The organism is Bacteroides bouchesdurhonensis (genome assembly GCF_900155865.1).
Taxonomy (GTDB): domain Bacteria; phylum Bacteroidota; class Bacteroidia; order Bacteroidales; family Bacteroidaceae; genus Bacteroides; species Bacteroides bouchesdurhonensis.
This window is the reverse complement of the sequence record NZ_LT707006.1, coordinates 3,129,360-3,153,073: the sequence shown is the minus strand read 5'-3', so window position 1 is coordinate 3,153,073 and position 23,714 is coordinate 3,129,360. Positions and strand designations below refer to the sequence as shown.

The window sequence follows — 23,714 nt, the reverse complement described above, 5'->3', positions numbered from 1 at the left end:
TTTTTACTCATCGTTTTTTGTTCTTTACATGCATAATCATAGAACGATCCATAGTCTCTTTTTGTTTCGTGGTTTGGAACTTTTAGTTTCATGGTTTGAAACTGTTGGTTTCATATGGGTGGAACTATTGGTTTCATGGGGTGAAACTAAGTGTTTCATTGGATGAAACTAAATGTTTCAATGGATGAAACTAAATGTTTCAATGGATGAAACTAGTTGTTTCAAGGCATGAAACACTTAGTCTTGTTCCTTGAAACTCATCGCTTATTTATTTGTTAAAATCTGTACGATGCGTTCTGCTGTACGTCCATCCCAGCGTTCGGGCAATCCTCCCTTTTTCCATTCACCTTTCATCAGTTTGTCCAGAGCTTGGGCGAGTGCAGTTGGATCTTCTCCCACCAATTCGTTGGTTCCCATACGCCATGTTTCCGGATGTTCGGCAAAGGTGTTGAGAGTAATGCAGGGGATTCCCAGGAATGTAGCCTCTTCCGCCACGTTACCGGAATCCGAAATAATACCTTTGGCTTTATTGATCAGATATCCGAAAAATAGATAATTCTGTGTCGGCATGATATGAAGGTTAGGAGCTTCAATTCCAAGTTCTTTAATAGCATTACGTACGTATGTATGCAGGGGAGCTACAATAGGCATGCCTTCCGACTTCTTAATAATTGTTTCCAGCAGGCAGCGCAAAGTTTCTCGATTGTTCAGTAATGCACGACGGTTGAGAGTGAGCAAAAGATAATTTCCTTCTTCCAGTCCTAAAACAGAGAACCAAATAGGTTTGAGCAGACGGTTACGGCTGTATCGTATGGTGTCAATCAGGATATTACCTACGTAATACACATTTTCGTTTTCTGTTCCCGTTTGATTGAGATTACGGTTGGCTACCATTCCGGCAGTAAAGAGATAATCCGATACTCCGTCCGTAATCATACGGTTCACTTCTTTCGGCATTTTCATGTCGAATGAACGTGTTCCGGCTACAAGGTGTGCTACTTTGATTCCTTGTTTTTTGGCTACAATGGCACAACTCATCGTTGCTGTCAGGTCGTCTACTACCAAAACAACGTGTGCCGGATTTTCAGTCAGTTCCTGTTCGAAAGCGATCATAATTCCGGCTGCCAACGTGGTGGGATTGCTGCTTTCTACTCCTAAGTAAACATCAGGTGCTTTCATATCCAGATCTGAAAATAGAGAAGCATCCAGACTTGTATCGTCTTCTTTGCCTGTGTAGACCAGACGGTAGGAAATACTTTTACCCCGCGTCCTTGCAGCTTCGATAGCACGCGTAATAGGAGCTATTTTCATGAAATTGGGGCGAGCCCCGGCAACAATTGTTATTTTCATATCGTTTCTATCTAATTCAAGAAGCAAAAATACATCTTCTTACGGAATTTATTCGTTTCTTTGCATGCAAAAATAACAAATATATGCCCACATTCGTTCAAATTCTTGATTTTATTGGCACGTTTGCCTTCGCAATTAGTGGTATCCGTTTGGCTTCAGCAAAACGTTTCGACTGGTTTGGAGCTTATGTAGTGGGACTTGCTACAGCTATCGGAGGCGGTACTATACGTGATGTCTTACTGGATGTCACCCCTGCTTGGATGACTAATCCTATTTATTTGATATGTACGGCTCTGGCTTTGTTGTGGGTCATCTTCTTCGGGCGTTCGTTGATTCGGCTTAATAATACATTTTTTATATTCGATACTGTCGGCCTGGCTTTATTCACGGTAGTTGGTGTCGGTAAAAGTCTTGCTTTAGGTTATCCGTTTTGGGTGGCAATTATTATGGGCAGTATAACGGGTGCTGCCGGAGGTGTGATAAGAGATGTCTTTATCAATGAAATACCATTGATTTTCCGAAAAGAAATTTATGCTATGGCGTGTGTGGTCGGTGGAATTGCCTATTGGATATGCGATATTATAGGTATGCATTCATACGGTTGCCAAGTGATAGGCGGATTAACCGTTTTCGTGACTCGTATCTTAGCTGTGAAATATCATATCTGTCTGCCAATCCTGAAAGGAAATGAAGAGAATGAAAATGAAGAGGGGTGAAATGGTGGACTTCCTCTTAATAATAATGACGCTATCCTGCTACCATAATGCCGCTATGCTTAGCTTATAGCGTTATTATATTAACAGGATAGTGACATCATCTTTAAAAGATCAGATTGGTTATTACTTACTGTCTTTCATTATTAAATCTCCCATAAAACTGATAGATTGCCGATTCTGCATACTGACATCGATAGAAGCCGATCCGTTACTGAATATTCTAATATTATAATCGAATAAATCTTCCGGGCTACGTGCTGTAAACTTAATGCGTGCAGTACCTTTCTTATCTACTTTCATAGTGTATTCTTTAAGTGGAGCACTAAAGTTTAAACCTTTTCCACCATCATAAGGAATACTATAAGCTCTTCCATAATAAGGTAATTGAGAGATAACCGAATCATTCCTGATTTCTAATGAATAGGGAGATGACAATGAAATATTACGTCCACGCATAGGCATGGCGGTATTGACATCTATCTTGTAGTTCTCTGATACGATTTCTTGTTTAACCGCTTCTTTTTTCTGTTCCTGCTTTTCTTTCTTGCTTTGAGCCGAAAGGGTAGGAGCTCCTACTAGCATAGCTAGTAATAACACCAAGATTTGTTTTTTCGTTTTCATATCAGTTATATTTTTAGTGAGTATATATTATAACATTCAAATATACTAAAAATCAGATGACTTATGCTATCTTTAATGAAAATTAAACACCAATCCACACGGCTTTTTCATTTAAGAAATATTGTTCATCGCTTGTTGTTGTAATAAAAATCCTTATATTCGTGCGCAGCGATGCTGAAGCACCGCCTTAGGTGTTTCTTCTTATCGTTCATTTTTATTTTTTTATAGGCGGAATTCAATAGTGGTATGATGTTTCTATTGTCTTCCGCCTTTGTTTTTGCGACAGCAAAAATACGATTTATTTCCCTGATATACAACTTTTTACGCATAATACTACTAAAGAAGAAACACCTTGACTGTCTTCGTGGCAGCATCCTGACTCATTTGAGAAAATTTGTATCCTCAGTCCCTGAATACCGCAGAACAAGCAGGGGAAACTTCAAGCACAAACTTGAAGACATACTCATGCTTGTCATATTGGGGAGACTCAGCAAGTGTATTACCAGGGCTGAAATACTTCAATTTGGCAAACATCACTTAAAACGCCTGCAGGGGAAAGGGCTATTCCCGTATGGGCTACCCTCAGCAGCTACGCTTTGCCGTGTGTTTCAAAGCATAGACGATGAAAAGATGGCTGAGCGCATGTCTGCTTTTGCAGATGTTTTCCGCAAGGAAATATCCACTACGGCAACTGATATCATTTGTATTGATGGCAAGGCCATGCGGGGTACCTTGTACGACAACGGACGTAACCCTGATATCGTCTCTGCCTACTCACTTGGTTCGGGCCTTACTTTGGCTACTGATATTTGCAAGGAGAAAAGTAATGAAATCAAATCCGTGCCCCGGTTATTGGACAAACTAGACGTGTCAGGATGTGTAGTCACAGCAGACGCCATGTCATTCCAAAAGGTAATAATAGACAAGATTAGAGATAAAGGAGCAGACTTCGTGATCGAACTCAAGGCGAATCAAAGATCTTTGCGCTATGGACTTGAAGATTCTATAAAGACCGCCACCCCGACTGATGTCTACAAGGAAGGTCCATACTTGGAACACGGCAGGATTGAGTCAAGGATATGCCGTATATACCGTGGGGAAGAACTTATTGTGGACAGGGAAAAATGGAATGGCAATTTGACAGTTATAGAAATAGTCACATCTACCGAAAAAAAGTCCGATGGCAGGAGTACATCTGAACAGCGACTCTACATTTCAAGCCTGGATAGCAGTGCAGAGCGGCTTAGTCAGATAACCAAACAGCATTGGGCTATTGAAAGCATGCACTGGGATCTTGACCGCAATCTCCGGCAGGACAGCATAAAGCGTAAGGCTGAACGGGCGGCCAGGAATCTGGACACAATTCAAAGGATGGTGTTGGCATTGATTGCCGTTTGGAAGAACAGAAGGAAAAAAATATCAGATAAGCAAAAGGGTACAGCTGAGATAATAAGGGAACTATCGGTAAGCTTCACTAACGTGTTGCATTTTTTGGCTCAAAAATGAGAAAAATTCAGATTTGACATATTCGTAACGCATTGATTACCAACAACGGGATACCCGCCCATGCCGCACTGGCATGGGTAGGGGGATTGTACCCCTAAATCAAAACTTAAATGAAAAAGCCGTGCACCAATCCATGCTTATTAATCACAAAATAAGCAAGGATTGGTGTTAATTTCCTGATTTTCCTATTTGTTTTTAGAATTGTTCTAGAATAGCGATTCTTTTCTCAATAGGAGGATGTGTAGCAAACAGTCCGCTCAATCCTATGAAAGAACTTTTGGCTTGTTTTCCGGGATGTTGAATAAATAGTTGCGCCACATCTTCACGTTTTACAGCTTCTATATTCGGATCTGCCGATATTTTGCGTAAAGCACTTGCCAGAGCCAATGGATTCTTTGTCATTTCTGCAGATCCTGCATCAGCCATATATTCGCGTTTGCGTGAAATAGCAAAACGCATCAAGCTTGCAAAAAAGAAACCGATGGTAGCCACTATTAAAGTAATAAGTATAAAGAGAATGATTCCTGCTCCACCTTTATTATTACTGCGTATACGAACGTGTGTGATAGTATAAAGGGTGATCTGTGTCAGCATAGAAAAGATACCAACGAATACAATAGATATGATTAACAGGCGAACGTCATGATTGCGAATATGACTTAGTTCATGGGCTATAACGGCTTCCAGTTCATCATCTTTTAGTTTCTGGATGATGCCTTGTGAAAGAGTAATAGTATAAGTCCGTTCGTTGATACCACTGGCAAAAGCATTCAGAGAATTATCATAAATTATATTGATTTTAGGCATCTTCATGCCTTGCGACATACAAAGATTTTCTACTAAATTGTAGATATGCTTATTCTCCTTGCGGTCTAGCGGCTTGGAGCCGGTCGCAGTATTGATGATACTTGTATTAGCCCAATAAGCAATCAGAAACCAGACCAGTACAATCCCTATAGTATAAGGAAAGGCTGAAATGAATAACTGATTGACCATTGGCAATAATTCGCTTTCCATATTTGTCCCATATCCGAAAACGATTATTAAATAACAAGACAGATAAAGGAGCATTGTTACTAGACATGGAAATAATAGTAGCAGAATCGCAGAACGGCGGTTATTCCGGCTCTGTTGCGTTTGGATCCCGACGTATTGCATAAATGTTCGAGTTTTGTGGTTGGGTAAATGACGGTGTTAGAAACTAATTTTGGGTGCTTGCTCCAGGTTTGCACGTTCGTTTTGTCCTAGATCGAACATGATTTCCTTACGGAAACCACACATTCCTGCAATAAGATTGGAAGGGAATGTCTGGACAGCATTATTATATTCTTTTGTCGCAGAGTTGAAATAACGGCGTACGGCAGCCAATTTGTTCTCTACATCGGAAACTTCTTCTTGCAGTTGCAGGAAGTTTTGATTTGCTTTCAGGTCGGGATAGGCTTCTAAAGTAATTTTCAGTCCTGATAATGCTGATGATAGTTGATTCTCTGCGTTTATTTTTTCATCAATTGATTTAGCATTTACTGCACCGTTTCTTGCTTGAATCACACGATCGAGCGTTTCCTTTTCATGTGAGGCATATCCTTTTACTGTTTCTACTAGTTGCGGGATAAGATCATGACGCTGTTTTAACTGTACATCAATGTCTGCGAAAGCATTTTCGCGATTGTTTTTCAATTTCACTAAAGAGTTGTACATGGAAGCAAAAATGATTCCCAGTAGTACGATTACTCCAACAATAATAAGTGTAGCCATAGTCTATTAATTAATTTAATTTATTTATCAAAAGTAGGCTATTTGGTCTTTTTTACCAAAAAGAGGCAAATAAAAAACATTAATAACCACCCAAAAACTATCAAAAACCACCTAAATTCTATCAATTGACAGTTTTACCCCCTATGAAATGTTGATTCCTCCCCTGTTAGACTCTGAAAATACCTTTAAACTTGCAACCATTGAGAAAGAAACGAAATATTAACCAAAAACCTTTAGAGTATGAAAAGTTTAAGTTTCAGAAAAGATTTAATTGGAGTTCAGGAAGAATTGCTTCGTTTTGCATATAAATTAACGGCTAATCGTGAGGAAGCAAACGATTTATTGCAAGAAACATCATTAAAAGCATTAGATAATGAGGAAAAATATGTCCCGGATACTAATTTTAAAGGATGGATGTATACCATCATGCGCAACATATTTATTAATAATTACCGTAAGATAGTACGGGATCAGACTTATGTAGACCAAACCGATAACTTATATCATTTGAATCTTCCTCAAGACTCAGGATTTGAGAGTACAGAAGGTGCTTATGACTTGAAAGAGATGCACCGTATTGTCAATGCGTTGCCGAAAGAATATAAAGTCCCTTTCTCCATGCACGTTTCCGGTTTTAAATACCGGGAGATTGCTGAAAAGCTGGATCTGCCTCTTGGAACAGTGAAGAGCCGTATCTTCTTTACTCGCCAACGTTTGCAACAGGAATTGAAAGATTTTGTTTAATAGAGGATAACATTTTTAGAACTTAGTTCTTGTAAGGAGCAACGGAATATATCTTCGCTTGCTCCTTTGATTTTATAGCAATATGTTATTAAATGTGTTTATTGGTCAAACTTTATTGTTTCTTATTTGTCATAATGTTAAATGACTTAGTGTGCTTGTAATAACTAGTTAGCCTAAATAAATGAATCTCATCTAATTAAAAGCAATGAAAAAAGAAATTAAGTTTAGTCTCGTTTATCGGGACATGTGGCAATCGTGGATTACCCGGTGGTATGATGGGCTCCATGATGGCGGATTTGAAAGGAGTACATTCCGGTATTAACATGATATTGAAAAGTAAGAATGAACCGGAATTGAGTATTGATGATTTATTAGTGATGTTGTTTGATGAAGTTGAGTATGTTTGGCCAAAACTTGGTTATCCTCCATTGGTAACTCCTTTCAGCCAGTATGTGAAAAATGTAGCTTTGATGAATGTGATGTCCTTGATTAAAGGGGAGGGACGTTGGGCGATGATCGATAATCATACTTGGGATATGATATTGGGTAATAGTGGACGTCTTCCGGGAAGTCTTGCTCCCGAAATAATTGCTTTGGCTAAAGAAAAAGGGTATGAATTTACAGATGAAGATCCACAGAAGAATTATCCGGATCAGTTAGAAGAATATCGCAAGGAGATGATAGAGAACGGATGGGAGTTCGGACAGGACGATGAGGAATTGTTTGAACTGGTCATGCATGATCGCCAATATCGTGATTATAAATCGGGGATTGCCAAAAAATGTTTCGAGACTGATTTGCAACGTGCCAAAGATGTTACTCTTGCTAAACAAGGTTTTTCTGAGGAAGAGGTGAAACGACTAAAACGTGCTAAGGTAGAGCCTATCTCTGCTATGGAAAAAGGACGTATTATCTGGGAAATAGATGTCGAATCACCTTCTATGCCACTTGAAGTAGGACATAAGTACGAGCCGAATGATGTATTTTGTTATATTGCCACTCCATGGAATACTTGTGATTGTGTGATGGCAAATTTTAGTGGACGTATCATTGAAGTTTGTGCAAACGGTAAATCATAGATTGATGTAGTCATGGCACAATCCTATTTGTCATTCACCATTTATCGTTTACTTTTCTTTGCATTCTTCTTTTCCACAGGCTTTTTCATTGGAGCCGGAGGAAATTTTGGGACAAGATTCATTAATCTAAGAATCTGTTTCTGTCGTTTTAATATATAAGGAGAAGGTTTGGCTGAATCGAATCGTATGGGATTGGGTAATGTCGCAGCAATCAATGCACATTGAGCTTTGGTTAGTTTGGTTGCTGTGGTATGGAATTTATATTTGGCAGCAGCCTGCGCACCATAAATGCCATTTCCCATTTCAATAGAGTTAAGATATACTTCCATGATTCGTTCTTTCGACCAAAATAATTCAATGAGGAAAGTAAAATAAACTTCGAATCCTTTCCGTACCCATGAAGATTGCGGCCATAAGAATACATTTTTAGCTGTCTGCTGACTAATAGTACTTGCTCCCCGTTTCTTTTTCCGTTTTTCATTCTCTTTCATCGCTTTTTTTATTTCGATGAAGTCGAAACCATTATGTGTTGCGAAACGATTATCTTCGGAAGCAATGACTGCCATCGGCAGATGAGGAGATATTTTATCAAAAGAAACCCACGTGTGTTTCCACGTGGGTTTATCTCCTGATGTAATCTGTTGAACACTACGGATCACCATCAACGGTGTGATGTAGACTGGCATAAAACGATAAACAAGGACCGCTAGAATAGTAGATGCAAAGAAAAAAATCAGCAGATTACGAGTGTAACGAAGTATTTTTTTAATTAGCTGCCTGTGCATCTTTGATCATTTGCTCGCTGGCGTACATATAAACTTCTACACGACGGTTCTGTTCACGACCTGCAGCAGTTTCATTGCTGGCAACAGGATCACTTTCTCCCATTCCGTCTACACTCTTGATCTGGCTAGCCGCAACACCACAACTCAAAAGATAACTTGATACACTCTGGGCACGCTCTTGTGATAAGTTTATATTCTTCTGGCGACTTTGTTCTGCAGTACTGTTTTTCCAGCCTTGGTTATCTGTATAACCATAGATCGCTACATCCATGTCTCGGTTCTGGTTCAACACATTGTTGGCAAACTTGCTCAAAGCTGCTTTTGCAGCAGCACTCAGACTAGCATTACCTGTATTGAAAAGAATACCGGAGTCAAATGTTACTTTTACAGCTTGCAATCCGTTATTATCGGTTATTTGTTCAACTTGAGCTCCTTCAATTTGTTTTGCTTGAGCTGCTGCTTTATCCATTTTCTTACCGATAAGTGCACCTGTACCGGCACCTACTGCAGTACCGACAGCGGCACCAATAGCAGCACCTTTGCCTTTACCGATAACACCACCCAGGATAGCACCTAGCGCAGCACCCGAACCACCGCCGATAGCAGCACCTTTACCTGTATTGCTCATACTAGCACAGCCACTGAATATCATAGTGATACTCATGAAAAGAACCATAAATTTCATCTTATTCATAATCCAATGTTTTTTAATTAGGTTTATATTCTATAATGTTTCAATAAATAACAATGCAAAGATAAATATTATTTGTCTTCGACGTTCTTTTTAAGTTAAAATAATAATCTCTATCTTTTAGATTTGTTAGGTTTTGGAAGACGATACTTGATTTTGCATTACAGAAGGTAAGTTCAAACACTTCTGCTTGATAATTATGAACCATCCCAAAAGAATCAATCCTTTGACAACTGTAGTAACACTGACAGCCCACCAAATTCCTTCTACTCCCATACCCATACGTACAAACAAGATAGCGAGCGGTATACGCATGTAATTACATATGATACTTATTATTGCAGGAGGTACGGTACGTCCGATACCATAAAAGACTCCTTGCATGGTGATTTCAAGCATCATGAAGAGCTGTGAGTATCCATCAATACGTAAGAAAACACCTCCGGCTTCGTAAGCAGCTCGTTCGGGAACAAAAATAGAAAAGACTTCATTCCCACAGAAAATAAACAGCAGTGTGCAGAACGTTCCGAAGATACCTGTCATCCAAAGAGTGGTATACCAAGCTTTGATGACTCGTTCAGTTCGTCCTGCTGCATAATTTTGGGCAATGAAGGCACTGAGTGCGGTAGAGAATCCTTGTGAGGTATTCCATGTGATAGCTTCAATTTGTCCTCCGGTGGTAAAAGTCATTAGTCCGATGTGTCCTCCTTGTTCGGAAGCTGTCCGACAAAGGAACATATTGACGAAGGCAAACAATGTATTTAGGGTAGCTACAGGTAATCCAAGTTTCAAAATACGCCGGGTATATTTCTTTTTTAATTGGGTGAAGAAAGGGAAACCTCCAAGCAATGCATCACGGTAGCGTAATTGATAGATAAAAATAAGGAAAACGGTTGCTTCTGATATCCAGGTTGCATAGGCAGCACCATTTGTGCCTAGTCTGAAACCGAAGATAAATAGAGGATCGAGTACTATGTTAAGAATTAATCCTGTTCCACTGATATAAAATGGAATTTTGCTTCGTCCGGCAGCATTGTAAATTCCGGTGAAAGCTGCGGAGAGGAAAACGAAGGGTAATCCGGTAGAAATAATTCTCAGGTATTTGATTGCGCTGATTGTGATGTGTTCATCCAGTTCGTAGATGCGTATAATAGGATCTGCAAATATGAAAAGCAATCCGCCCCAACAAATAGAGATAATAAGTGCAATCGTTATGTTGTGTGAGGCGAAATGGCGGGCATCTTCCTGATTTTGTGCTCCGATGGATTGTCCGACACTGACTTCGGAACCTACCTTATTTAATAAGGATATGGAACCGGACATCCACGTTAAGATTCCTACAGAACCGATAGCAGCAACTGCCTCACTTCCCAATCGTCCTACCCAAGCCATATCTGTTAGACTATAGGCCATTTGGATAAATGAGGTTGCCATAATGGGCATTGCCAAGTTAAATAATTGGCGGTTGATGGGACCTTGTGTAAGGTTCTTTATTCCTTGCATATGAATTTTCTGTTTAAAAGAAAGTACAAATATACATAAAAATAGCTATCTTTGCACATCTAATTATTCATTAACCAAAGTATAAAGATACTATGAAACAGAAATTTTCTACTCTCTTCTTACTGTTAATTACTTTGTTAGCAAGTTCGCGGGGAACGGCTCAAAATGCTCCCAAATCTTTTGATATTGAACAACCATCACTACGTGTTTTCCTTCCGGATCCGGAATTGGCAACAGGTCGTGCCGTAGTTGCTTTTCCAGGTGGGGGATATGTGAATCTGGCTGTAGGTCATGAAGGATATGATTGGGCACCTTACTTTAATAAACAAGGTATTGCTTTGATTGTTGTGAAATATCGTATGCCTAACGGAGATTATACAATTCCTATTTCTGATGGGGAAGCAGCAATGAAAATGGCTAGGGACAGTGCTGATGTCTGGAATCTGAATCCGAATGATATTGGTGTCATGGGCTCTTCTGCAGGAGGACATCTTGCATCGACTATCGCAACACATACCCAACCGGAACTTCGTCCTAATTTCCAGATTTTATTCTATCCGGTGATCACAATGGATAAATCATATACTCACATGGGTTCTCATGATTTTCTTTTGGGTAAAGATGCTTCTGTTGAGCTGGAAAACAAATATTCTAATGAAAAGCAGGTGACGAAAGAGACTCCTCGTGCTTTCATTGTTTATAGTGATGATGATAAGGCGGTTCCTCCTGCTAATGGAGTTAATTATTATTTGGCTTTGAATAAAAAAGGAGTTCCTGCCGTCCTTCATATTTATCCAACTGGTGGTCATGGTTGGGGTATTCGTGAGGATTTTGCCTATAAAAATGAAATGCTTGACGAACTGACTTCTTGGTTACGTAGTTTTAAAGCCATTCGTAAAGATGCTGTACGCGTGGCATGTATTGGTAATAGTATTACGTATGGGGTAGGAACAAGAAACCCGAAACATGATAGTTATCCTTCTGTATTGAGTCGTCTGTTAGGGGATAGTTATTGGGTGAAAAACTTCGGAGTCAGTGCACGTACTTTATTAAATAAAGGTGATCATCCTTATATGAAAGAACAAGCATATAAAGATGCATTGGCCTTTGCGCCTAATATAGTTGTTATTAAGTTAGGGACTAATGACAGTAAATCATTTAATTGGAAATACAAGACAGATTACATGAAGGATCTACAGACTATGATTGATTCATTTAAAGCATTACCTGTTCAGCCAAAAATTTATCTTTGCTTTCCTTCAAAAGCTTATCTGGTCGGAGAACATATAAACGATGATATTATTGTCGAGGAAATTATTCCAATGATCAAGAAAGTAGCCAAGAAAAATGATTTGCCTGTTATAGACCTTCATACGGCAATGGATGGAATGCCTCAATTATTCCCAGACCGTATTCATCCTAACGAAGAAGGTGCAAAGGTTATGGCAAAAACTGTATATCAGTCTTTAAAAAAATAGATTCATTATTATTTATTACTCCTGACGCTTATGGTTTGTAAAACGTCAGGAGTCTGCGGAAAGTGTAATGCCAACAAACGCTATTGTGAAAGGATCAGTGATGTGGAATTTATGGCACGGTTGCCACAAGTTAAGTCCAGGATGTAAACACTGCTACGTTTATCGTGGTGATGTCAAGCGTGATGTGGATAGTTCGGTAGTAGCGCAAACGAAAAACTTCGATTTGCCAATACGCAGGAAACGCAATGGGGATTACAAAGTTCCTTCAGGGACAATGGTATATACTTGTTTTACATCCGATTTCTTTATCGAAGATGCCGACCATTGGCGCATGGAGGCTTGGGCGATGATGCGTGAACGTAGTGATCTTAATTTTATGATGATTACTAAACGTATTGATCGTTTTGCTCAGAATTTACCTGAAGATTGGGGTGATGGGTATGAGAATGTGACTATTTGTTGTACAGTTGAGAATCAGATGTGTGCCGATTACCGCTTACCTATATACAAAGCTGCACCTATCAAGCATAAAATCATAATCTGCGAGCCACTTCTAGAAAGGATAGACCTTAGTGCTTTCGATATTGGTATGTGGATTGAACAGGTAGTTGTGGGTGGAGAATCGGGATATGAAGCTCGTTTATGTGATTTCGATTGGGTAATGGAACTACGTAATGTATGCGTAGAGAATGATATTGCTTTCTGGTTCAAACAGACTGGAGCCAAATTTATCAAAGATAAAAAATTATATTTTATCAAACGCCAATTCCAGCATTCACAGGCACGTAAAGCCGGAATAAATTTCAAATAAATAGGTTGACCTGTTAGGTTATCGTTATACTTATCGTGTTTTGTATTACTTTAAAATTGTAGGGGCTGCTAAAATATGAAAGGAATCTGGATTATAAATGTGATTCGTTCGATTGGACTTATCTTTTTTTCGTCATCAATTGCTCTTGTACTTATGTGAGTAATGGAGTTAAGATGTAAGTGGATATATGCATATTTACATTTTGTATAGGAAACTTGAATACTTTAAAATATGTCGTTTAAAAAAAAACGAGTTGGTAATGTAGTAGAAATGTTATATGTTATTTGTAATTTGGCAAAAATATTCTATATTTGAGTAATTTATGGATTATAACGTTATTATATCTCATTTGACTATGAACACTATGCAGAAACTACTTTATATGGTATTGTTTGGCTCGCTGTTTACTGCGTGTGGAAATACACATCTCAAGATATGCAATGATAAAGAAACACTGGGAAAACTTATTTTCAATGATATTACTTTGTCCGAACCTGCAGGACAGTCATGTGCAACCTGCCATGATAATTCGAAAGGTTTCAGTGACGAGAAGCACCGTGCTGTTTCTCCCGGTGCCATAGCCAGCCTTTTTTCTCAACGTAATTCTATGAGTATATGTTATGCCAAGTATATTCCAGAATTACATTATGATGATTCTGATTCGACTTATGTTGGGGGCCTATTCTGGGACGGACGGTCTCCTTCTTTACAGGATCAGGCCGGGATTCCTTTGTTGAATCCTGTCGAAATGGGGAATGCAGATAAAAATATGGTAGTAGAAAAGGTAAAGCGTACAGCTTATTATTCAGAATTAGTACGCATTTATGGAAAGACTGATGATGTGGATTCAATTTTTGCATATATCACTGATGCAATGGTTGCGTATGAGTCTTCAGAAGAGCTCTCTCCTTTTTCTTCTAAATTTGATGCCTATATGGAGGGGGAATGCAAGTTAACAGAACAAGAGATGCGGGGAATGGAACTGTTTAAGACTGAGGGGCAATGTGCCAATTGCCATGTTATGGAGCGGGATGAACAGGCTTATCAAATTCTCTTTACTGATTTTACATATGATAATCTAGGAATACCTAGGAATCCAGACAATCCACATTATAAGGTACCTACTAAATATTTCTTGTTAACTTCTGACTCTATTGATCTAGGTCTAGGTGCCATTGTGAAATCCGAAGATGAAAATGGTAAGTTTCGTGTGCCTACACTCCGTAATGTAGAATTAACTGCTCCTTACGGACATAACGGGTATTTTAAAACGTTGGAAGATATTGTTCATTTTTATAATGTCCGGGATGTAGGTAATGAATATCCTCTTGCAGAGTATCCCGCTACTGTGAACGGGGAAGAGTTGGGTAATCTAGGATTGACTGCTAAGGAAGAGGCGGATATCGTGGCATTTATGAAAACATTAACGGATGGATATAAAACGTGTAAGTCCAAAATGAAGGGAGATAAAAAGCAAGACTGAATATTCGGTCTTTTTATATCTTTATAATCATGTATATTGTAGTTAAAGAGTTACTTCATTTTGACACCACATTGATTAAGTGCTAAAAGAATTTAATAAAATTTCTTTTTCACTTCTTTTTTTGTTTCTCTCCCGGAAATCTGGGACACATATAACGATTCTCTATCAAACTATGACAACGCAATTTATAAGCTTCGATAGCAAGTGACTTTTCCTTCTCGCATCCTTCGGGAATATGCGTTTAGACATATTTGAAGTGTTTCTTCATAATTAGTTTTGCTTAATTGCGAGAACTTCTCTTTAAGGATATTATTCCACTCCATAATTATATGTATTTTATCCATAGAACGATTAGAGCATTAGTAATACTGGAACTGAATGACTAATGACTATCCATAGAATAGTTTTCCCTTGATGGATAAAAGTAATCAAGCTGTGGATTTTTGACAATCCAGTAAAATACTCCTCTAACATGAATCCGTGATGATAAATGTTTAGGTTAATTCGAAAAAGGAACAAACTTTAATTTAAAAAAAAATCACGATTTGATTGTAAATTGAAACTTTTTAGAGGATTAAAGTGATAATTTTCTAATATTAAAATTATTGTTAATTGTATTTTTGCATATCGAACTATATATTGAAACTTCTGTTTTCTGAAAAAGACTGAAAAAACAGAAGTTTTAAATTGATTATAAATCCTAAATTTAAAAGTGTATGAATTTTATTTGGTACATTATTATTGGAATTATTGCTGGATTTGTTGCTGGCAAAATTATGAGAGGAGGCGGCTTTGGACTACTCATCAACTTATTGGTTGGTATCGTAGGCGGTCTTCTGGGTGGCTGGGTTTTTGGTTTGTTGGGGATCGCCACTGTTGGAATTCTCGGCAGCCTCATAACATCTATTGTAGGTGCTATTCTGCTGTTATGGATTGTTTCTTTATTCAGAAAACCACGTGTTTCTTGAATCGTATTTATTAACTTTTAAACTGAATTTTAATTATGGAAAGTAAATGTTCAAATTTCTGGATAGGGCTTGGATTAGGTTCCATTTTCGGAGCTATTGTTTATCGCTGTTGTCAATCTTCAAAAGCAAAGCAAGTAAAGGATAAAATATCTCATGCCCTTCATGTAGCTACTGACCAGACAGAAGATTTTGTTGGTTCTGCTAAAGACAAAGTCATAGATGCTGGGACAAAAGTTGCCGATAAGGTAGCCGACACGACTTTTAATGTTGCAGAGAAGGCCGATGAGATGAAGAACAAAGTCCACAACTTTGCAGACAATGCAAAAAAATAAGTGGATGTTGATTTTCGCAGAGAGGGAATTATGAAAAAAAATCGCATTGCTCTCTCTGTATTTTTAAAACGTTTTATCAATCAAAAAAAAGAAATCATGAAAAAAATATTATTATTTATTATGATTATTATGGCTACCGCAGGAGTAGATGCGCAGACATTGAAAGGTGAAGGCTCTATCATGGGAAATTTAGGTTACCAGACAAATTATGAAAGATTTGGGCTGGAAGTACAGGGACGCTATGTTATAGCAAACAACCTTCGTCTAGCTCCGGATATTACATTATTCTTTCCTAAAGATAAAATAACAGGGCTGGATGTAAACCTCAACTTCCACTATGTATTCAATTTTAGTAAAGATAAACAGGGATTTTCTGTTTATCCGCTTGCCGGTATTGGTATGCAGAATAATTTTTACGGAAAACGTACAATTACCGTAGACGGTGAAAACATTGAACAAAAGAGCGATAATACATCAAAGTTTGCATTTAATTTAGGTGGCGGTATTTCTCTCCCTTTATCCTCTCATAGTTTTTTAAATGCGGAAGTTAAATTTATGCTTGCACATGAAGATAATGTGGTCATTATGTTAGGATATGGCTATAAGTTTTAACAATGTTTCATTGGGAACTAAGATTATTATTAGAGCCCGTTCCTGAGTAATAACTATACAGGAACGGGTTGCTTTGTCCATAAATAACGGAGGCTGTCACATGTGTGGATGATGGAGGAATCGGGTGCAGTATATGCGTTTTTTGCCAAATTTAAGCTCTATTTGTTTACCCAACAGGGTGTTCTATCTGTAGAAGAATTGTTGATACAAAAAATGAATCAACAATTGGTACAATGTGGTTTAGCGGACAGAAAATTGCATAAAAATTATAATTGAGGGTAAGATTTATATGGAAAGAGTAGAATGACAGAAGAAAGCAGATAAGAATATAATTTTTTAAATGAATAATTAAAAATATTGAGAATATGTTGGAACAGGAAATTGGGGGAAATACCGTTGAAAACTGGGTCATTTCCATATTTATTGTAGTGGGAGCGTTCATATTGATAAAACTTTTATCATTGTTGGGGAAGAAGGTTATCAAGCCATTTACCAACCGCACCACTAACAGGGTAGATGATATTATTTATTATTCTCTAGAATCACCTATAAAGTTTGCTGTAATATTACTTGGTATCTGGATAGCTATTCACAGGTTGGTCTATCCGGATAGTTTCGTCAAGGTTGTTGACAATGCTTATCGAATTTTGATTATTCTGGATATTACTTGGATCTTTGCTCGCCTATTCAGTGGCTTGCTCCAGATTTATTGGAGGCATAACTCCGACGGAAAGGCCAATACAATGATGCCAGTTATTAAAAGGACAATTTTGGTCATTGTATGGATTATCGGACTTGTAATGGCATTAAGTAACATCGGCGTTAATATCAGTGCGTTATTAGGTACTCTGGGTATTGGTGGTATTGCTTTCGCTTTGGCTGCACAAGATACGGTAAAGAATATTTTCGGTGCTTTTACCATCTTTACAGACAAGCCTTTCAGCATTGGCGATACAATAAATGTGAATGGTACTGAGGGGACAGTTGTTGATGTTGGCGTGCGGAGTACAAAAATATTGGGCTATGATAGGCGTATTACCACGCTTCCGAATTATAAAATTACGGATACATCAATCATCAATATCTCTTCCGAACCGATGCGCCGGGTAACTGTAAAACTCGGATTGACGTATGATACAACACCTGAAAAAATGAAAGAGGCTTTGGATATATTGAGGGCTATTCCCAAAAGGATGGAAAATGTATCTGAAAATCCTTCGGATATCTCTGCAGTTTTTACAGATTACGCTGACTCGGCACTTGTTATCACTTATAACTACTATATAAAGAAACAAGGTGATATATTGAAAGTTACTTCGGATATGAATTTGGAGATACTTACTTCTTTTAATAAAGCAGGGCTCGATTTTGCATTCCCTACTCAAACACTTTATATAAATAAGAACGAACCTATCAATTCGGGCACGTATACTGCATCTTGAAAGTCCATGAGTAGGTACAAATAAATTATGAAGATGCAGTTTTGCAAATGTAAATAGCACCTTCATAATTTATTGAATATATCAATACTCAATTTTTTCTTATCCAAACAGCTATATTACGAGATTCAACAGAAAATTCTCCGTTACCTTCTTCATCCAAAGTAACTTCTTTCTGAATGCTTCCGGTTATTTCATGCCACACTTCGTTTTTATGTTTTTCACCTAAACTCATCATTTTACTGCCCGCTTCATCATTAGACATTAAGAAAACCAATCCGGAACCAGAATGTTCTTCATCTCCCGTACGGATAAAGCCTACAGTTGAAGGATGGTCAAAATAATCTATCTGCTCGCCATAAGCATATTTTTGCCTTGCGTCCAATAGTATATCAATAATTTTAGTATGAGGCGACTTTTCTCCTTTAATGCCGTAATAATCTCCATAGAAAATGCAGGGATAACCATCTTTCATCAGCAAAATCAGTCCATAAGCCAATGGTTTAAACCAATCTTCGATTTGTGACTCAAGAGAGCTTCCTGATTGCGAATCGTGATTATCGACAAAGGTAACGGCTAAGTCGCAATGATGTTCAGTCAGGGTATTTTTCAGGATATTCTGTAAATCATAGTTTTTTCCTTCTTTCGATGCCTGAAACATATTATAATGTAACGGAACATCGAATAAATTGACTTTATGACCTACAGATTCTACATAGGCATCAAGTGTTTCCAGGTCACCGTTCCAATATTCTCCTACCGCATAAAATGCATCACCTTTCTCGCTTCTCACTGCATCCAGGAATTGTGCGATAAATTTGTTCTTCATGTGCTTGATGGCATCTAAGCGCATCCCGTCAAGGTTCAGCTCATTAGAAACCCATTTACCCCATCTGTTCAGTTCGGTAATGACCTCCGGATGATCCAAATCGATATCATTACATAACAAGAAATCGTAGTTTCCGTTTTCATTATCTACACCTGTGCTCCACGATTTTCCCTCTCCCTGTATTTGGAAAATGCCGCTTCGTTTTTGAGCATCATCAAAACCTGTTCCAGAGAAGTGGTAAAAATGCCATTTGAAATCAGAATATTTATCCTTACGTCCATGAAAACTATATCCGGTCCATCCCTGTATCTCATAAGGTTTTCCTAATGCTTTTTCCCTATCATTCGGATCTACTTCCACCACCATAAACTTTTCGGTGAAATCGCCTCCCGCTTTATGGTTCAATACTACATCTAGATAGACTGAAATATGATTTTTATGTAATTCATCAATCATTTCTTTCAGTTCATCTTTCGTTCCATATTTTGTTCTTATGGTTCCTTTCTGCTCAAATTCGCCCAAGTCATACAAATCATAGGTCGCATAACCTTCGTCCTGTTGTTCATCGGCTTTGTAGGCGGGAGGAATCCAGACAGCAGTTACACCGATATCATGTAAATGCGATGCATCCTCTTTTAATTGTTTCCATAAATTTCCATCATTTGGCAGATTCCATTCAAAATACTGCATCATTACACCATTTTCCATAACTCTAAAATTTTTAATAATTAAAGCCTAACAAAAATGTCAATAGTAAAGTTCTTGTATTTGCATGTTTACTTTATTTTTTTATAAGATATGGCATATTTGCCTTTTTAATTAAAATTTATCTTAACTATTCCTTTTATATTCATATTTATTTGATTTGATAACGATTATTTTGTCTTTTACGTTGTTATAATAGAAAAACAAAACATTCAAACTTGTTTGTTTTGGAAAGTAAACCAATTTTTATGGGATTAAATTAATTTAATAAATGGAAAAGATAAAGAATCATCCGTCTGCAGAACAATTGGATTCGTTTGACAAATATCCATGTTATTATGGAAGTGATTTGGAGTTAGTGTACACACCTGAGAAATCAATTTTTACTCTGTGGGCACCTTCTGCAAATAGAGCTAGACTGAATCTGTATTTATCAGGTCAAGAAGGAGATGTAGAGGAACAATTGGAAATGGATATGGCCGATGATGGCACATGGCGTATTGAGTTAAATCGTGATCTGAAAGGTTATTTCTATACTTTCCAGATAGAAAAAGATGGAAATTGGCTGGATGAGACACCTGGTATTTGGGCAAAAGCAGTTGGTGTTAATGGTTGTCGCGGTGCCGTAATCGACTGGAATGAAACGAACCCGGAAGGCTGGGAATCGGACAGAGCACCTGAATTGAAAATGTATTCCGACATCATTCTCTATGAATTGCATCACCGAGATTTTAGTATTGATCCTAATTCGGGTATTGAAAATAAAGGAAAGTTTCTGGCTCTGACTGAAACCGGAACTAAATCTGTTGAAGGAGAAGCTACCGGTTTGGATCATTTAAAAGAACTTGGCGTGACGCATATTCATATTCTGCCTTCTTTCGATTTTGCAACAGTTGATGAAACAAAATTGGAGGAAAATAACTACAATTGGGGATATGATCCGAAAAACTATAATGTACCTGACGGAAGTTATTCTAGTAATCCGTCTGATCCTGTTATCCGTATTCGTGAATTCAAAAAAATGGTCCAGAGCCTTCATCAAAACGGTTTTCGTATCGTTCTCGATGTGGTATATAATCATACTGCTTCTACTAAATATTCGAACTTTAATCTGACGGTTCCGGATTATTTTTACAGGCAGAACCCGGATGGATCATATTCGGATGCTTCTGGTTGTGGAAATGAAACAGCTTCAGAACGAGATATGGTACGACACTACATTATTGAATCTGTTAAGTTTTGGGCTAATGAATATCATATTGACGGATTTCGTTTCGACCTTATGGGGATACATGATATTGAGACAATGAATTGTTTGAGAGAAGAGTTGCTGAAGATTGATCCTACTATTTTTATATATGGCGAAGGATGGCTTGCTGCTGATTCTCCTCTACCACCGGAAAAACGGGCGATAAAAGAAAATGTCGGTCAGATGGAAGGTATTGCCGTGTTTAATGACGAATTTCGTGATGGTTTGAAAGGAAGTACTTTTGATGAACAGGAGCCCGGATATGCCTCTGGAAATATAAATGGACATTTTGAGCCGGTGAAATACGGTATTGTCGGTGGTACACAGCATCCGCAAGTAGTTTATGATGGATTACTTTATTGCGATGCCCCATATGCGGCTGCTCCTTCACAAATGATTAATTTCGTATCCTGTCATGATGGATATACTTTGGTGGATAAACTGAAACTGTCAGTTCATGGTGAGCAGGCAGCCGATGAGTTGGTTCCTATTGTCAAGTTGGTGCATACTGTGCTATTAACATCCCAAGGAATTCCGTTCATTCGTGGAGGTGACGAAATCATGCAGGACAAACAGGGGGAGCCGAATAGTTTTAAATCACCGGATGCCATCAACCAGATTGATTGGGCATTCAAAGCTAAGAATCGTGATGTGTTTGATTATATAAGAGGGTTGATTATGCTTCGTAAAGCGCATCCCGCTTTCCGTATTCCAACAGTAGAGGGGTTACAACAGTATCTTCATTTTATGGATACGGGTGATTCTGGTGTAATAGCCTATACGTTAGGTGAATATGCGAACGGAGATGAGTGGAAAGAAATTCTAGTAGCTTACAATGGAAATCGGCATCAGACAGAATTTAATATTCCGGAACAGGATTGGACTGTAGTTTGTCGCGATGGGCGAATTGACTTAGACGGTCAGGAGCATTTGCATGGAGGAAATATCGGAGTGACACCTTCTTCGGCTCTTATACTGTATCGGCAATTATAGTACTTACTGAAAGATTCTGCTCATTCATTTGTCTTCATCAAACTGAAGTGTATATTAATGTATATAAAAAATAAAGCGATTATCTGTTTTAGATAACCGCTTATTTTTCAATCTTTTAGAAGTGATCCGCCTGGGGCTCGAACCCAGGACCCCAACATTAAAAGTGTTGTGCTCTACCTGCTGAGCTAGCGAATCAATCCTTTTGCTTACTCTTTCGAAATGCGGGTGCAAAGGTAGAACATTTTTTTAGAACTCCAAAGCATTTCAAACATTTTTATTACCTTTGTGCAATTATCAACAATATACAATAATAATATATGGCTGACGATAAAAAAATTATCTTCTCAATGGTGGGAGTGAGCAAAGCTTTCCAACCAAATAAAAATGTGCTGAAAGACATTTACCTGTCGTTTTTTTATGGAGCGAAGATCGGTATTATTGGTCTGAATGGTTCTGGTAAATCTACGTTATTAAAGATTATTGCAGGTTTGGAGAAATCCTATCAAGGAGAAGTTGTGTTCTCTCCAGGATATTCTGTAGGGTATTTGGCGCAAGAACCATATCTGGACAATACTAAAACTGTAAAAGAGATAGTAATGGAAGGTGTACAACCAATTGTTGATGCACTGGCGGAATACGAAGAAATCAATCAAAAATTTGGTTTACCTGAGTACTATGAAGATCAAGATAAAATGGATGCTCTATTTACACGTCAAGGGGAATTGCAGGATATTATTGATGCTACCGATGCTTGGAATTTGGATAGCAAATTGGAACGTGCAATGGATGCACTTCGTTGTCCGCCTGAAGAGCAGTTGGTAGAGAATCTTTCCGGAGGTGAACGTCGCCGGGTGGCTCTTTGTCGCTTGCTGTTGCAGAAGCCAGATGTTCTGCTGCTTGATGAGCCAACCAACCATTTGGATGCTGAATCTATTGATTGGCTTGAGCAGCATTTGCAGCAATATGAGGGTACAGTAATTGCCGTGACACATGACCGTTATTTTCTAGACCACGTAGCCGGATGGATTCTTGAACTGGATAGGGGAGAAGGTATTCCATGGAAAGGAAACTACTCTTCTTGGTTAGAACAAAAGACCAAACGTATGGAGATGGAAGAAAAAACTGTCACTAAGCGTCGTAAAACGTTGGAACGCGAGTTGGAATGGGTACGCATGGCCCCGAAAGCTCGTCAGGCAAAAGGAAAAGCTCGTCTTAATTCATACGATAAATTATTGAATGAGGATGTAAAAGAGAAAGAAGAGAAGTTGGAAATCTTTATTCCGAATGGTCCGCGTTTGGGTAATAAGGTAATTGAAGCTAAACATGTAGCGAAGGCATATGGCGATAAATTGTTGTTTGACGATTTGAATTTTATGCTTCCTCCTAATGGTATTGTTGGAGTAATCGGTCCGAATGGTGCAGGAAAAACTACTTTATTCCGCTTGATTATGGGAATGGAAACAGTAGACAAAGGTGAGTTCGAAGTGGGAGAAACTGTAAAGGTAGCTTATGTAGATCAACAGCATAAAGATATTGATCCGAATAAAAGTGTTTATCAGGTGATTTCCGGTGGAAATGAATTGATTCGTATGGGAGGACGTGATATCAATGCACGTGCATATCTTTCTCGTTTCAATTTTGCAGGAGCAGATCAGGAAAAGCTTTGTGGCGTACTTTCAGGTGGTGAGAGAAATCGTTTGCATCTGGCTATGGCTTTGAAGGAAGAAGGTAATGTACTATTACTTGACGAACCTACCAATGATATAGACGTAAATACGTTACGAGCACTTGAGGAAGGTTTGGAGGATTTTGCAGGTTGCGCAGTTGTTATTTCTCATGACCGGTGGTTCCTTGACCGTATTTGTACACATATTCTAGCTTTTGAAGGAGATTCGAATGTATTCTATTTTGAAGGATCATATTCGGAATATGAAGAAAACAAGATGAAGCGCTTAGGTAATGAAGAACCGAAGCGTGTTCGTTATAGAAAGTTAATGAATGATTAACATGCTGTAATAGTCAGGAAAATACGACAATCTTTTGTGTTTCAGTATAAAGCCTCTAC

Annotated in this window: 20 protein-coding genes, 1 tRNA gene and 1 pseudogene; 13 read left to right on the top strand and 9 right to left on the bottom strand. The window is 38.2% G+C overall.

The window, feature by feature from the left end:
• Positions 1-264: 264 nt before the first annotated feature.
• On the bottom strand, positions 265-1,350 hold the full coding sequence (locus tag CZ225_RS13275; protein ID WP_077154434.1) for a UDP-N-acetyl glucosamine 2-epimerase: 1,086 nt from the start codon (positions 1,348-1,350) through the stop codon (positions 265-267).
• Positions 1,351-1,433: 83 nt separating this feature from the next.
• Here CZ225_RS13275 and CZ225_RS13270 point away from each other — a divergent pair, with 83 nt between their 5' ends.
• Complete coding sequence (locus tag CZ225_RS13270) at positions 1,434-2,066, top strand: trimeric intracellular cation channel family protein (protein ID WP_077155830.1); 633 nt, start codon at positions 1,434-1,436, stop codon at positions 2,064-2,066.
• A 123-nt stretch (positions 2,067-2,189) separates the two neighbouring features.
• On the opposite strand, the gene CZ225_RS13265 is transcribed toward CZ225_RS13270, so the two are convergent.
• Positions 2,190-2,687: a DUF4251 domain-containing protein gene (locus CZ225_RS13265; protein WP_077154433.1), complete on the bottom strand. Its 498-nt coding sequence runs from the start codon at positions 2,685-2,687 to the stop codon at positions 2,190-2,192.
• A 246-nt stretch (positions 2,688-2,933) separates the two neighbouring features.
• Between CZ225_RS13265 and CZ225_RS13260 the strand changes: the two genes are divergently transcribed.
• Entirely contained in the window at positions 2,934-4,193 is a 1,260-nt protein-coding gene (locus CZ225_RS13260; RefSeq protein ID WP_234982984.1) for an ISAs1 family transposase, read from the top strand.
• A 195-nt stretch (positions 4,194-4,388) separates the two neighbouring features.
• On the opposite strand, the gene CZ225_RS13255 is transcribed toward CZ225_RS13260, so the two are convergent.
• Both CZ225_RS13255 and CZ225_RS13250 read right to left on the bottom strand, forming a co-directional pair.
• Entirely contained in the window at positions 4,389-5,351 is a 963-nt protein-coding gene (locus tag CZ225_RS13255) for a M48 family metallopeptidase (protein ID WP_077154432.1), read from the bottom strand.
• A gap of 36 nt (positions 5,352-5,387) precedes the next feature.
• Positions 5,388-5,948 (bottom strand): LemA family protein, encoded by a 561-nt coding sequence (locus CZ225_RS13250; RefSeq protein WP_077154431.1) that lies wholly within the window; start codon positions 5,946-5,948, stop codon positions 5,388-5,390.
• A gap of 240 nt (positions 5,949-6,188) precedes the next feature.
• Here CZ225_RS13250 and CZ225_RS13245 point away from each other — a divergent pair, with 240 nt between their 5' ends.
• Together CZ225_RS13245 and CZ225_RS13240 are read left to right on the top strand one after the other, a co-directional pair.
• A complete protein-coding gene (locus tag CZ225_RS13245) occupies positions 6,189-6,692 on the top strand; it encodes an RNA polymerase sigma factor (protein WP_025075748.1) in 504 nt (167 codons plus the stop codon).
• A gap of 257 nt (positions 6,693-6,949) precedes the next feature.
• Positions 6,950-7,771, top strand: a pseudogene (locus tag CZ225_RS13240) (oxaloacetate decarboxylase); the annotation flags it as partial.
• Positions 7,772-7,812: 41 nt separating this feature from the next.
• Here CZ225_RS13240 and mtgA read toward each other — a convergent pair.
• The 3 genes from mtgA to CZ225_RS13225 all read right to left on the bottom strand — a co-directional run bounded on the left by mtgA (position 7,813) and on the right by CZ225_RS13225 (position 10,750).
• Complete coding sequence (gene mtgA / locus CZ225_RS13235; RefSeq protein WP_077154430.1) at positions 7,813-8,556, bottom strand: monofunctional biosynthetic peptidoglycan transglycosylase; 744 nt, start codon at positions 8,554-8,556, stop codon at positions 7,813-7,815.
• Positions 8,537-9,250 (bottom strand): YiaD family glycine zipper/OmpA-like lipoprotein, encoded by a 714-nt coding sequence (locus CZ225_RS13230; protein ID WP_077154429.1) that lies wholly within the window; start codon positions 9,248-9,250, stop codon positions 8,537-8,539. The genes mtgA and CZ225_RS13230 overlap by 20 nt, the downstream gene beginning before the upstream one ends.
• Before the next feature lie 126 nt (positions 9,251-9,376).
• On the bottom strand, positions 9,377-10,750 hold the full coding sequence (locus CZ225_RS13225; RefSeq protein WP_077154428.1) for an MATE family efflux transporter: 1,374 nt from the start codon (positions 10,748-10,750) through the stop codon (positions 9,377-9,379).
• Between the two features lie 92 nt (positions 10,751-10,842).
• Between CZ225_RS13225 and CZ225_RS13220 the strand changes: the two genes are divergently transcribed.
• From CZ225_RS13220 to CZ225_RS13190, 7 genes are all read left to right on the top strand, one after another.
• Positions 10,843-12,228 carry a GDSL-type esterase/lipase family protein gene (locus tag CZ225_RS13220; protein WP_077154427.1) on the top strand — a complete coding sequence of 462 codons (1,386 nt, stop codon included), beginning with the start codon at positions 10,843-10,845 and terminating at the stop codon, positions 12,226-12,228.
• Positions 12,229-12,295: 67 nt separating this feature from the next.
• Entirely contained in the window at positions 12,296-13,039 is a 744-nt protein-coding gene (locus CZ225_RS13215) for a DUF5131 family protein (protein ID WP_077154426.1), read from the top strand.
• A 322-nt stretch (positions 13,040-13,361) separates the two neighbouring features.
• Positions 13,362-14,522, top strand: a complete 1,161-nt coding sequence (locus CZ225_RS13210) for a cytochrome-c peroxidase (RefSeq protein WP_394334020.1) — start codon at positions 13,362-13,364, stop codon at positions 14,520-14,522.
• 716 nt (positions 14,523-15,238) lie between these two features.
• Positions 15,239-15,490 (top strand): GlsB/YeaQ/YmgE family stress response membrane protein, encoded by a 252-nt coding sequence (locus CZ225_RS13205; RefSeq protein WP_077154425.1) that lies wholly within the window; start codon positions 15,239-15,241, stop codon positions 15,488-15,490.
• 35 nt (positions 15,491-15,525) lie between these two features.
• Positions 15,526-15,822: a YtxH domain-containing protein gene (locus CZ225_RS13200; RefSeq protein ID WP_077154424.1), complete on the top strand. Its 297-nt coding sequence runs from the start codon at positions 15,526-15,528 to the stop codon at positions 15,820-15,822.
• Positions 15,823-15,918: 96 nt separating this feature from the next.
• Positions 15,919-16,434, top strand: a complete 516-nt coding sequence (locus CZ225_RS13195; protein WP_077155828.1) for an outer membrane beta-barrel protein — start codon at positions 15,919-15,921, stop codon at positions 16,432-16,434.
• A 365-nt stretch (positions 16,435-16,799) separates the two neighbouring features.
• Positions 16,800-17,876 carry a mechanosensitive ion channel family protein gene (locus CZ225_RS13190; protein WP_077154423.1) on the top strand — a complete coding sequence of 359 codons (1,077 nt, stop codon included), beginning with the start codon at positions 16,800-16,802 and terminating at the stop codon, positions 17,874-17,876.
• 88 nt (positions 17,877-17,964) lie between these two features.
• Here CZ225_RS13190 and CZ225_RS13185 read toward each other — a convergent pair whose 3' ends face one another.
• Positions 17,965-19,410 (bottom strand): alpha-amylase, encoded by a 1,446-nt coding sequence (locus CZ225_RS13185; protein ID WP_077154422.1) that lies wholly within the window; start codon positions 19,408-19,410, stop codon positions 17,965-17,967.
• A gap of 268 nt (positions 19,411-19,678) precedes the next feature.
• Between CZ225_RS13185 and pulA the strand changes: the two genes are divergently transcribed.
• Positions 19,679-21,649, top strand: coding sequence for a type I pullulanase (gene pulA, locus CZ225_RS13180; RefSeq protein ID WP_077154421.1), 1,971 nt, complete (start codon positions 19,679-19,681; stop codon positions 21,647-21,649).
• 122 nt (positions 21,650-21,771) lie between these two features.
• Here the strand turns inward: pulA and CZ225_RS13175 are convergent.
• Positions 21,772-21,844 (bottom strand) — tRNA-Lys (locus CZ225_RS13175).
• 122 nt (positions 21,845-21,966) lie between these two features.
• Between CZ225_RS13175 and ettA the strand changes: the two genes are divergently transcribed.
• Positions 21,967-23,655, top strand: a complete 1,689-nt coding sequence (gene ettA / locus CZ225_RS13170; RefSeq protein WP_077154420.1) for an energy-dependent translational throttle protein EttA — start codon at positions 21,967-21,969, stop codon at positions 23,653-23,655.
• The last annotated feature ends 59 nt before the right edge of the window (positions 23,656-23,714 follow it).